Annotated in this window: 12 protein-coding genes; 8 read left to right on the top strand and 4 right to left on the bottom strand. The window is 45.0% G+C overall.

From position 1 onward, the window contains the following. Positions 1–46: 46 nt before the first annotated feature. Complete coding sequence (gene hutC / locus L4B77_RS07210; RefSeq protein ID WP_429749435.1) at positions 47–760, bottom strand: histidine utilization transcriptional repressor HutC; 714 nt, start codon at positions 758–760, stop codon at positions 47–49. 332 nt (positions 761–1,092) lie between these two features. On the opposite strand from hutC, the gene thrS reads away from it, so the two are divergent. From thrS to L4B77_RS07180, 6 genes are all read left to right on the top strand, one after another. Continuing rightward, a complete protein-coding gene (gene thrS, locus L4B77_RS07205; RefSeq protein WP_429749433.1) occupies positions 1,093–3,021 on the top strand; it encodes a threonine--tRNA ligase in 1,929 nt (642 codons plus the stop codon). Further along, the gene (infC, locus tag L4B77_RS07200) at positions 3,018–3,575 is read left to right on the top strand and encodes a translation initiation factor IF-3 (RefSeq protein ID WP_429749452.1); all 558 of its coding nucleotides are present in this window, start codon (positions 3,018–3,020) and stop codon (positions 3,573–3,575) included. The genes thrS and infC overlap by 4 nt, the downstream gene beginning before the upstream one ends. Positions 3,576–3,679: 104 nt before the next feature. Beyond that, positions 3,680–3,874 carry a 50S ribosomal protein L35 gene (rpmI, locus tag L4B77_RS07195; RefSeq protein WP_004738430.1) on the top strand — a complete coding sequence of 65 codons (195 nt, stop codon included), beginning with the start codon at positions 3,680–3,682 and terminating at the stop codon, positions 3,872–3,874. Positions 3,875–3,916: 42 nt separating this feature from the next. Then, on the top strand, positions 3,917–4,270 hold the full coding sequence (gene rplT / locus L4B77_RS07190; protein ID WP_004733517.1) for a 50S ribosomal protein L20: 354 nt from the start codon (positions 3,917–3,919) through the stop codon (positions 4,268–4,270). Between the two features lie 210 nt (positions 4,271–4,480). Beyond that, on the top strand, positions 4,481–4,795 hold the full coding sequence (yqfB, locus tag L4B77_RS07185) for a N(4)-acetylcytidine aminohydrolase (RefSeq protein ID WP_261839468.1): 315 nt from the start codon (positions 4,481–4,483) through the stop codon (positions 4,793–4,795). A gap of 63 nt (positions 4,796–4,858) precedes the next feature. Beyond that, the gene (locus L4B77_RS07180) at positions 4,859–5,308 is read left to right on the top strand and encodes a hypothetical protein (RefSeq protein WP_261839469.1); all 450 of its coding nucleotides are present in this window, start codon (positions 4,859–4,861) and stop codon (positions 5,306–5,308) included. A 143-nt stretch (positions 5,309–5,451) separates the two neighbouring features. Here the strand turns inward: L4B77_RS07180 and L4B77_RS07175 are convergent, their stop codons facing one another. From L4B77_RS07175 to L4B77_RS07165, 3 genes are all read right to left on the bottom strand, one after another. Further along, positions 5,452–6,690, bottom strand: a complete 1,239-nt coding sequence (locus tag L4B77_RS07175; RefSeq protein ID WP_429749422.1) for a leucine-rich repeat-containing protein kinase family protein — start codon at positions 6,688–6,690, stop codon at positions 5,452–5,454. A 98-nt stretch (positions 6,691–6,788) separates the two neighbouring features. After that, positions 6,789–7,367, bottom strand: coding sequence for a TetR/AcrR family transcriptional regulator (locus tag L4B77_RS07170; RefSeq protein ID WP_429749420.1), 579 nt, complete (start codon positions 7,365–7,367; stop codon positions 6,789–6,791). Next, on the bottom strand, positions 7,364–8,800 hold the full coding sequence (locus L4B77_RS07165; protein ID WP_429749418.1) for a coniferyl aldehyde dehydrogenase: 1,437 nt from the start codon (positions 8,798–8,800) through the stop codon (positions 7,364–7,366). Before L4B77_RS07165 ends, L4B77_RS07170 begins: the two co-directional genes overlap by 4 nt. Positions 8,801–9,140: 340 nt before the next feature. Here L4B77_RS07165 and speA point away from each other — a divergent pair, with 340 nt between their 5' ends. After that, a complete protein-coding gene (speA, locus tag L4B77_RS07160) occupies positions 9,141–11,048 on the top strand; it encodes a biosynthetic arginine decarboxylase (protein ID WP_429749416.1) in 1,908 nt (635 codons plus the stop codon). Beyond that, positions 11,048–11,977 carry an agmatinase gene (speB, locus tag L4B77_RS07155; RefSeq protein ID WP_261839473.1) on the top strand — a complete coding sequence of 310 codons (930 nt, stop codon included), beginning with the start codon at positions 11,048–11,050 and terminating at the stop codon, positions 11,975–11,977. The genes speA and speB overlap by 1 nt, the downstream gene beginning before the upstream one ends. Position 11,978 lies beyond the last annotated feature (1 nt).

The raw sequence follows: 11,978 nt of genomic DNA, 5'->3' as shown, positions 1-11,978 counted from the left end.
TCAAGTTGATGTTGCGAAAATGTGACCGGCGATCGGGATGATGTTCTTAATCTAGAAGTATCTTGGAGCTTAATTTGTACTTGGATCCCGGATGGTAGAGTAATGCAAAGCTGATTAAACGATCTTTACTCCATGTTCTTCTATTCAAAAGTAGGCAAGGCTCTGATTCAGATAGCTTTAATGACGTTCTAATTTGAGAGTCAGGAATAATGGCTTCAACCGTGTGTTCAATGGCACTCAATGGGCAACTTTTTGAAAGGTATTGATTGGGAGTTGAGGTTGAAAAATCTTGCTCTAGGTAGCTAGGGACTGCTTGAGAGCTCACCCAGCGCACTTCCAGTTGTATCGGCGTGTTGTCGGCAAAGTGGATGATTTCACTGTAGAACACTTCTGCATTGATCATCACACCTAACCGTGTAGCCGTGCTTTCATCAGCCTTGATGCTCTCGTGTTTGATAACTTGGCTTGTATACGTTTGACCTCGGTCTTTGATCTCTTGCGCGATGTTGTTGATATTAAGCAGCGGAGATTGTGCTTTTTCGTTTGGTTCACAGACAAAAGTCCCCAGCCTTGGTTTCCGGATCAGCTTGCCTTCAGATACCAGATCTCGAATGGCTTTATTAACCGTCATTCGACTCACATTGAACTGCTCGGTGAGTTCGAGTTCGGTGGTTATCTGGTCACCCACCGGCCAGTGACCACTGGTGATTTTGTCATCTATGAACTGTTTTATCTGTAGGTAAAGTGGCGCTTTCGACATAATGAAACCTTATTTGACTATACAAATAGAGTAGCGGAATTTTTCATGATTTCAATACTTTCTCTGGTAATGTGCGGTCGTTCTATAAGGATGGGGTAAATATCGAGGACACTTAACCGTATAGTTTGATAGCGCGGTGGGACGAACATTGTTATTTCATATAATTTCGTTACAATGTTCGGCTACTCACAAAGGGGGGCATCTGTATTTGCTTCTATGTGGGTATCTTTATTATGCATATATCTCCGATCAACATACTGGTTGATTGAAAAACATATATTAAACATTTTCATGTGTTGCTTGGTGTGCAACACCACTGTAAAGGACAAATAATGCCAATTATTACTCTTCCTGACGGTAGTCAGCGTCAATTTGACAACCCTGTATCAACGCTAGATGTTGCCCTATCAATCGGTCCTGGCCTTGCGAAAGCAACCATTGCTGGTCGTGTAGACGGCGAGCGTGTTGATGCTTGTGATCTTATCGAAAACGATGCAAGCCTTGAAATCATCACAGCTAAAGATGAAGTTGATGGCCTTGAGATCGTTCGTCACTCTTGTGCTCACCTTTTAGGCCACGCGGTTAAACAGCTTTTTCCAGAAGCGAAAATGGCGATCGGTCCTACTATCGATAACGGTTTCTACTACGATATCGATCTTGAGCACTCTCTAACGCAAGAAGATCTAGAAAAGATCGAAAAGCGCATGAAAGAGCTAGCGAAGACCAAGTACCAGGTTGTTAAGAAGAAAGTTAGCTGGCAGGAAGCGCGCGACGCATTCGAAGCTCGCGGCGAGACTTACAAGATTGAAATCTTGGACGAGAACGTTTCTAAAGACGATCGTCCAGGCCTGTACCATCACGAAGAATACATCGATATGTGTCGTGGTCCACACGTGCCTAAGATGAGCTTCTGTCAGCACTTCACTCTACTTAACGTAGCGGGTGCATACTGGCGTGGTAACAGTGACAACAAGATGCTTCAACGTATCTACGGCACTGCATTCCACGATAAAAAGGCGCTTAAAGCTCACCTTGTGCGCCTAGAAGAAGCGGCTAAACGTGACCACCGTAAAATCGGTAAAGCGCTTGACCTATTCCACATGCAGCAAGAAGCACCAGGCATGGTGTTCTGGCACCACAACGGTTGGACTATCTTCCGTGAGCTAGAAGTCTTTATTCGTCAAAAACTGACAGAGTACGATTACCAAGAAGTTAAAGGCCCATTAATGATGGACCGTGTTCTTTGGGAACGTTCTGGTCACTGGGATAAGTACGCTGAAGCGATGTTCACAACTTCTTCAGAGAACCGTGAATACGCTATCAAACCAATGAACTGTCCTGGTCACGTTCAAATCTTCAACCAAGGTTTGAAATCTTACCGTGATCTACCGTTACGTATGGCTGAGTTTGGCTCATGTCACCGTAACGAGCCGTCTGGCGCACTTCACGGCATTATGCGTGTTCGTGGCTTCACTCAAGATGATGCTCACGTATTCTGTACAGAAGACCAAGTTCAACAAGAAGTAAAAGCTTGTATTGAAATGGTTTACGATACTTACAAAACTTTCGGCTTCGATAGCATTGTTGTGAAGCTGTCTACTCGTCCAGAACAGCGTGTGGGTTCAGACGAAATGTGGGACCGTGCAGAGGCTGATCTTAAGCAAGCGCTAGAGGCAATGGACATTGCATACGAGATTCAAGAAGGCGAGGGTGCGTTCTACGGACCTAAGATTGAATTTACTTTGCATGATTGTTTGGACCGCGCTTGGCAATGTGGTACAGTGCAGCTCGATTTTGCATTACCAGAACGTTTAGGTGCGACTTACGTAGGTGAAGATAACGAGCGTCACACGCCAGTTATGATCCACCGCGCGATTTTAGGTTCACTGGAGCGCTTCATTGGTATTCTTATTGAAGAATATGCTGGCTTCTTCCCAACGTGGTTGGCGCCAGAACAAGCAGTTGTAATGGGTATTACAGACAAACAGTCTGAATATGTACAAGAAATTACGAAAAAACTGCAAAAAAGTGGATTTAGAGTCAAAGCAGACTTGAGAAATGAGAAGATTGGCTTTAAAATCCGCGAACATACTTTGAAACGTGTACCGTTCATGCTTGTGTGTGGTGACCAAGAAATGGAAGCCGGCGAAATTGCAGTACGGACTCGTAAAGGTAAAGACCTTGGCAAATTTAAAGTGGATGACTTTATTTCATACATCCAAGCCGAGGTTTCAAGCCGTAAGCTCAATCTGGAGGAATAGCTATTAAAGGCGGAAGACGTGGCCAACAACCGGCCAAACAAAACCAGCACCGTTTAAACGGTGACATTCGTGGCGTTCATGAAGTGCGTCTAACTGGCGCTGACGGCGAAGCTGTTGGTGTGGTTTCAATCGCTGAAGCGATGGAAGCAGCAAATGAAGCTGGTATGGATCTTGTAGAGATCAGCCCTAACGCCGAGCCGCCAGTTTGTCGTGTGATGGACTACGGTAAGTTCCTCTTCGAGAAGAGCAAGGCTGCGAAAGAGCAGAAGAAGAAGCAAAAGCAGGTTCAGATCAAGGAAATTAAATTCCGACCTGGAACTGATATTGGAGACTATCAGGTAAAACTACGCAACCTGACTGGTTTCCTAGAAGACGGCAACAAAGTGAAGGTAACAATTCGCTTCCGTGGCCGCGAAATGGCTCACCAAGAAATCGGTGTTGACGTTCTTAATCGTTTGAAAGCGGATACTGAAGAATTTGCAGTAGTCGAATCTTTCCCAACGAGAATTGAAGGTCGCCAGATGATCATGGTGTTGGCCCCTAAAAAGAAGTAATTAACGGCTTTACAAGTAATTAAACCCTGCAGCCTCAGGTTGCGGGGTTTTATTCGCCCTAATTACTATGTTATTAACAACTCAACAATGCGGAGTTATTCATCATGCCTAAGATGAAAACCAACAAAGGTGCTGCTAAGCGTTTCCAGAAAACTGCTGGTGGTATTAAGTTTAAGCACGCTGGTAAACGTCACATCCTGACTAAGCGTACTACTAAGAACAAGCGTCAGCTTCGTCCGAACTCGATCCTTCCTAAATGTGAAGTTGCTCAAGTTCTACGTATGATGCCATACGCTTAATTCTTTTTAGTTTATAAATTCGTTTAGTTTAGGAGAAGCATAATGCCTCGCGTAAAACGTGGTGTACAAGCTCGTGCACGTCATAAGAAAGTTCTAAAACAAGCTAAAGGTTACTACGGAGCACGTTCACGTGTTTACCGCGTAGCTTTCCAAGCAGTTACCAAAGCTGGTCAATACGCTTACCGTGACCGTCGCAACAAGAAACGTCAATTCCGTCAACTTTGGATTGCACGTATCAACGCGGCATCTCGTCAAAATGGTCTATCTTACAGCCGTTTCATCAATGGCCTTAAGAAAGCATCTATCGAGATCGACCGTAAGATTCTTGCTGACATCGCAGTATTCGACAAAGCAGCATTTGCTGTTCTAGTTGAAAAAGCGAAAGCATCTCTATAATTTAGAGTTAGCTTAAAGGTTTAAGAAAAGGAGAACTTCGGTTCTCCTTTTTTATTGCCTGCAGTTTGGCTTTTAAAGATTCCCAACTCCTTCCTTCGTCAGTCTTGGGTATGACGTTATCAATTTCCGTATCTAATTTTTATTCGCTTGAACAAGCATTCTGGTATATAAACATCTACCTAACCTTTTAATGTTAAGCGACCGAGATAAATGACCGCACCGACCACTATGACGTTCTTCGAACGTTTTGAAACTGACATCCTTTCTGGCAAGAAGACGATTACTATTCGCGATGAATCTGAGCGTGACTACCAGCCAGGCAGTGTTGTGGAAGTATCAACGCTAGAGCAAGGACGTGTGTTCTGTCATCTTAAGATCATCAGCGTTGAGCCAATTTTGTTTGATGACTTAGGTGAGTTCCATGCTCAGCAAGAGAACATGACGCTGCAAGTACTGAAAGACGTGATTCAAGATATCTATCCGGGTATCTCTCAACTGTACGTAGTTTCTTACGAGCTTGTTTAAGAAGCGTGATTGAGCATCCAGTGTACAAGTGAGTCTGGGCTGCGATTAGAGAGGGAGTTGTTGATGAATGAATTACAGGCTGGCTGTGTTCTACCGATAATGCTTCAGCTTTATTGTCGCGAGCAGACGGATCAGCCGTTAATCACTCGAAAGGATCTCGACAGTGCTCTTTATGAGAGTGAAGGCTTTTTAGCGTGGCGCGAAACAAAGCGTGACTTCACTGTCAGTGATATCGAGAACCGAGTGTGGGTGAAGAGTTGCCCCGGCGGTTACATTACTGAAGTACACTTCTATGCTGACGGTTCTTTGATTGAATATCGTTTGTTCGATCGATTTGAAACGACAGGGCAGTGGCAGTTAAAAGACGGCTTGTTACACGTCGAGATTTTAAAGGGTGAGAACCGCTACCAGTTTGCTGTTGTGGCTCGTGCTGACCTTAATATTCACTCTGCGGTGGAATATAAAAATGGTGAGCTGCATTCGTATTTGAAATTGGTGCAGGCTGAGCGTTAATCCTTTTTAGCCGACCTTGCTTGCCCTGAAAATAAGTGATGTTCCAAGAACAACAAAGCCAACAGTGATGTTGGCTTTGTTGTTTTCAATTCGACCGAGTACTTCTAATCAACGCGCTATTAAGCCATTAAGCCATTAAGCCATTAAGCTTCGAAGTTCGCTAGTTGACTATAAAGCTTGCTGTCTTGATCTTGCTTTGCACAAACCGTTAGTAGGTCTTCAATAAAGTACTTTAATGCGCGAGCTTCGATACGACGAATACCTTGTTGCTGTTCTTCAGTTAGGTAGCCGTAGATAGTCGCAGCGCCAAAGTCACCAAAGATCATTTGGCCTTGTTCATTAACCAAAGTGTTGTGTGCGTATAGATCACCATGACAGACTTTGTTGGCATGTAAGTGTTCAAACACATCAATCATCTGAGCTGTAATGCTATTGATTTGCGCAATGGAAAGCTCAAAGCCTTCGTTGAAGGTATCGCGAGTGCAGCTTTCAAGAGTAGGGGGCAAACCTAGGTTGTAATAGTTGCTCGGGATAAGCTCCATCACTAATGCTAGGTAGTCTGACTCGTCGACTTGAGCGATAGACTTCACTAGGTTGCGATGATGACCAGTCTGCAAACACGCTTCGAGCTCATCGTGTGGGTAACCGTCGCTTGTTACTTCACCTTTAAATACTTTTACAGCGACTTCCTGTGGGAAATCAAAATCACCGTTCAACCAGTTAGCATGTGAAATTACTCCAGACGCGCCTTGGCCAAGTACTTGATTGAGTGAGTAGCATTGCGAGCTTACCGCAGGCACGCTATCTAAGCTGCTCGGGTGTTTGCAAAATGGGTTGCCCGCAAACGCTAACCAAGCCAATTTGGGTAGTTTGATGAGGAACTCAGGGAATTCAGTCAGTTGGTTTGCAGACAGGCGAACCAGTTCAAGGTTGGATAGGTTTTCCATGCTTGCCGGCAACACGCGAATCTTGTTGCCTGCCAATGCCAGTTTCTGTAGTCGCGGTCTTTCACCTAGTGAGCTAGGCAAAATCTCAATCTCATTGTCGGTCAGAATTAACCAACGTAATTGAGCAGGCAGAGACCGCTCGCTAACGGTTTTGATTCGGTTGGTTTTGAAGCCAACCATTTCAAGTTTAGGAAGTGACCCCAGAACATCAGGCAGGTGCGTAAACTGATTATTTGACGCGAAGATAATACGCAGGTTAGTCAACTGTGATAACTCTTCCGGTAAATCTGACAGTTGATTGCCTGAAAGGTCTAGAATTTCAAGAGAATCGGCAAGTTCCAAGATCTCCAAAGGAAACTCGGTGAGACCTTCTGATAGTTTTAGACGCTTAATACCTTTAAGTTGCCCTGATTTTAATTGTTCTAGAGTATGCAAACCTTAGCCTTATCAATAGATGTTCGAGGCGCGTAGTTTACTTGTCTCAATCGAGAAAGGCGAGCTTCCGTCTTGATGTTCAAGGTTCGTTGGGCAACTTATGACTTCAGACTCCCGATGGCTCGCCAACACATATCAAAGCTATCGTTGATGCACTTCGATGTTTGCTCTGGCGGAGACTCGCTTTGTTCAATCAGCCAGTTGGCGCAAATCAAAAAGTGACTATGGATAAAGTGCCTAACAAGGTTGATGTCTAACACCATCAATTCACCATCTTCTTGCCCTTGCAAAATGATCTCGTCTAGTGATGCGAACATCTGTGAAACAATCACTTCTCGAGTTTGAGTTGTTGGGTCGAAATGAACATTGGTGAAGAACTTCATCGCAACCGGATTTTCTAATGCCCACTCAATCCCTGTGAACCACATGCACTTAAAGGCTTGGTAGCGATCTTCTACTGCCACATCAGTGTGCAGTTGAAGGGTCGAGAATAGCTCTAGCTTCAGCTCGCGAAACAGTTCATCAATCAATAGAGATTTGTTTTCGAAGTGGTGGAATAACGTCGCTTTTGCCACGCCGGCTGTTTTCGCTATTTGTCCGGTAGATGTGCCCTCTAGCCCTTGTTGAGAGAAAAGCAGGAGTGCAGCATCTAGGATTTTTTGTCTTTTGGTGATCATCTATTGAGTACTTTGAACATCAGTTTCTTGATTGGGTTGTGGTATGGAGGATGCATTAATTTGGTGAAGTTGATTTTTCCTCTACTTAGCACAGTTTTAGCATGACTAAAGGTCTTGAAGCCTTCAATACCGTGATAGTGTCCCATGCCTGAAGGGCCAATGCCACCGAACGGCGCGTCTTCTGCTGCCACATGTACCAAAGAGTCGTTAATACATACACCGCCAGAGTGGGTGTTTGATAAAAACGTGTCTTGGGTTTCTTTATTATGGCTCATTAAGTACAGAGCGAGTGGGCGTTCTCTTTTTGTGATGTAGTTTATCGCTTCTTCAATAGAATCATAAGGCACGATAGGCAGAACGGGGCCAAACAGCTCTTCTTGCATCGCGACCATGTCATCGTTCACCTCGGTGAGAAGGTGAGGTGTCATTCTGTGGTTTACATCGTCTTGCGCTTGTTCGGTGACGGTGTGAATCATCGCCCCTTTCGCTTGTGCGTCTTCGATGACACCCTTCAAGCGATTGTATTGGCGCATGTTGACCACAGAGGTTAAGTCTTTGCTCTCAATCCCCGCTTTATAAAGTTTCTTGAAATAACGCTTGTAGGCTGTGATGAACTCGTCCGTTTTTTCTCGCGGCAATAAGATGTAATCAGGCGCTACACAAATTTGGCCAGCGTTTAAGCTTTTTGCAAACAGGATGCGTTCAACGGCGTCAGCCACATCAAAATCGGGGGCAATAATGGTTGGCGATTTACCGCCCAATTCCAAGGTAACTGGCGTTAAGTTGTTAGCCGCAGCTCTCATGACGTGTTTACCTACCGCGCTTGAGCCTGTGAATAGGATATGGTCAAACGGCAGTTGGCTAAATTGAGCGGAAACGTCAGCTTCGCCTTCGATAATTGCAACCTGATCTTCACTAAAGCCTTCAGCCAACATCGCTTTTAAAACACGGTTGGTCGCCGGAGTAAATTCTGACATCTTGAGCATCGCAGTGTTGCCTGCAGCTAACGCAGTAATAAGAGGACCTAAAGAGAGCATGATTGGGAAGTTCCAAGGAACAATGATACCGACAACGCCTAAAGGCTGATAATGCACCGTGATCTTAGCTGGCGTCAGCATCAAACCAGCTTTGCGGCGTGATGGCTTCAACCACTTCTTTAAGTTCTTACCACTGTAATTGATTTGATGAAGAGAAGGGGTGATATCAGCAATCAAGCTGTCGTATTTTGCTCGATGACCATAATCCTTAGATACCGCCTCAATCAATTGACCTTGATAGCGCATTAACAACGCTTTGAGTAGCGAGAGGTCTTTTCTTCTCTGCTCAAGTGTGGGGTTAGCATGATTTCGGTAGTAGTCTTTTTGTCGGTTGAACATTTGAGCCATGTCATTGGTGCTCGATGTGTTGGGTTCAAGGTTTAGATTATGGTCCATAGTATCCCCTAAATTCTAAAACTGACCGACTGGTTGGTCAGTTGAGGTTACAAGTAGACGTGAGGGATTGCAAGGTTAATAGTCAAAAAAGAAGCGACACTTAATACGCGTTGGTCTTCTTTTTAGACTAAGATCTTCCAATACCTTACTTGAGACTTTAACTCCGATTGTCGATAAGTAAGTGTAATCGTAACCATTAATATCAATGGTTGGACTCGTTCTTCATAATATCGGTTAATGCAGCTAACAAATCGTTTTTAAACGCTTTTTGTTGGGTTATACCTCGCTATTCCAATGAGGTATCTTCTGTCGATGGCCCTATAGTGTGAGGTCTCTAGAATTGGAAAATTCGGTTAATTTGGAACGCATCCGTGCTGAGTATAATGTAAAGCACTGGAGCCAAGGTTTTTATGGAATTGATGATAATGGCGAGGTGTATGTATCACCGAGTGAAACCGATCATCAAGTTCCGCTCAGTCAGATCGTAAAACAGTTAGAGCAGCGAAATATTGGTTTGCCTGCTCTTGTGCGCTTTCCTCAAATCGTGCATCAACGTGTGCACAATATCTGTAACGCATTTAACCAAGCTATCGACGAATATCAGTACGACAACCGTTACTTGCTTGTTTACCCGATAAAAGTGAACCAGCAAAAAGAAGTCGTTGATGAGATCTTAGCCAGCCAAGCTCAATTAGAGCAGAAGCAGCTTGGTCTAGAGGCGGGCAGTAAGCCAGAACTATTAGCGGTATTAGCGCTGGCTCAAAAAGCAAGCTCAGTGATCGTATGCAACGGTTATAAAGACAGAGAATACATCCGTCTTGCGCTGATTGGCGAAAAACTAGGACACAAGGTTTTTATCGTTCTAGAGAAGCTATCAGAGCTTGACCTTGTTCTTTCTGAAGCGAAAGCGCTTGGCGTGAAACCGCGTTTAGGTTTACGCATTCGTCTTGCTTCTCAAGGTGCGGGTAAATGGCAAGCCAGTGGTGGTGAGAAGTCGAAGTTTGGCTTGTCTGCATCACAAGTGCTGACCGTTATTGAACGTTTGAAAGCAGAAGACCAACTCAATGTTCTGGAATTAGTGCATTTCCATCTTGGCTCACAAATGGCCAATATTCGTGATGTGCGAAATGGCGTGAGTGAAGCGGCTCGTTTCTACTGTGAACTGCGTGATATCGGTGCTCAGTTGAAATACCTGGATGTGGGTGGTGGTTTGGCGGTGGACTATGATGGCACACGCAGTCAGTCTTCAAACTCAATGAACTACGGCTTACTTGAGTACGCGCGGAACATCGTGATGACAGTCGGGGATATTTGTCAGCTCTACAATCAACCACAACCTGTGATTATTTCAGAATCGGGTCGTTCATTGACTGCGCACCATGCCGTGTTAGTGACTAACGTGATTGGTACTGAGAGCTATTCCCCAGAAAGCATGGCGGCGCCAGAAGCAGATGCACCTCTGTTGCTACACAACATGTGGAAAAACTTCTTAGAGTTAGATGCTGGCAATGATGACCGCGCGTTGATTGAGATCTACAACGACACGCAAAGTGATATCGCAGAAGCACACAACCAATTTGCGACAGGCATGTTGAATCTTCAGCACCGTGCTTGGGCGGAGCAGATGTCTTTGCGTATTAACTACGAACTTAGCTCACGAATGAGCACTAAGAACCGCTACCATCGTCCTATTTTGGATGAGTTGAGTGAGCGTTTAGCCGACAAGTTCTTCGTGAACTTCTCGTTGTTCCAGTCTTTACCAGATGCTTGGGGTATCGATCAGGTGTTCCCTGTATTGCCTCTAAGTGGTTTGGATAATGCGGATGAGCGACGTGCGGTAGTACTGGATATCACATGTGATTCTGACGGTACGATCGATCAGTATGTTGACGGCCAAGGTATTGAAACAACGCTGCCAGTACCTGCATGGAACCCAGATGAACCTTACCTGATGGGTTTCTTCTTAGTAGGCGCATACCAAGAGATCTTGGGTGATATGCATAACCTATTTGGTGATACGCACAGTGTCGTGGTGAATGTTGATGAAAGCGGTCAAGCGAACATCGATTACATCAACGAAGGCGACACGGTTGAAGACATGATGCGTTATGTTCATATCGATATGGACTTGATTCGTCAGAACTACAAAGAATTAGTCACGGCGAAAGTACCAGCTCAAGAGCAGCAAAGTGTACTGGAAGAGTTAGAGCAAGGCTTGATGGGTTACACCTATCTTGAGGATTTTTAATGAACGATCTATTTACCAAACCCGATTATTCGCTGTACTCCAATGCGATGACGTTTATGCGTCGTCCATTGGTACAGAACCCAATCGACAATGATGCGGATGTGGTTGTGTTGGGCGCGCCGTTAGATATGGCGACATCGGGGCGACCGGGTGCTCGCATGGGACCTGATGCGATTCGTCGTGCATCAGTTAACTTGGCGTGGGAGGGCAAAAAATTCCCTTGGGACTTCAATGTATTTGAACACACCTCGGTCATTGATGCTGGCGATCTTGTGTTTGATTGTGGTGATGCCGAAGACTTAACGCAGCGTTTAGAAGCGGCGGCCGATGCGATCCTAAACAGCGGAAAAACATTGCTAGGTTTAGGTGGTGATCACTTCATTACACTGCCTTTGCTAAGAGCATATGGCAAGAAGTACGGTGAGATGGCTCTGATTCACTTCGACGCGCACACTGACACTTACAGTCAGGGCAGTCGTTATGATCACGGCACCATGTTCTACCATGCGCCAAATGAAGGCTTAATTTCACCTGAACATTCAGTGCAAATTGGTATTCGTACAGAGTACAAGCAGGAAGGTCATGGCTTTAATGTTATTAACGCGATGCAAGCGAACGACATGAGCGTTGACGAGATCATTGCTCAAGTGAAAGGCATTGTCGGTGATAAGCCCGTTTACCTAACGTTTGATATCGACTGTCTGGATCCTGCTTTTGCTCCGGGTACGGGCACACCAGTATGCGGTGGTTTGAATTCCGATAAAGTGCTGAAAATCATTCGTGGCCTGCAAGGCATCAACATGGTTGGCATGGACGTTGTAGAAGTTTCTCCAGCGTATGACCAAAGCGAGATTACGGCACTGGCTGGTGCGACGATTGCTCTTGAGTTGCTTTATGTTTGGACGGCAAATCGCTTCGCGAAATCCTAAC

The sequence above is a fragment of the Vibrio minamisatsumaniensis genome, assembly GCF_050337445.1.
Lineage (GTDB): Bacteria > Pseudomonadota > Gammaproteobacteria > Enterobacterales > Vibrionaceae > Vibrio > Vibrio artabrorum.
The sequence above is the reverse complement of the archived record's forward strand: the minus strand, read 5'-3'. Positions and strand labels throughout refer to the sequence as shown.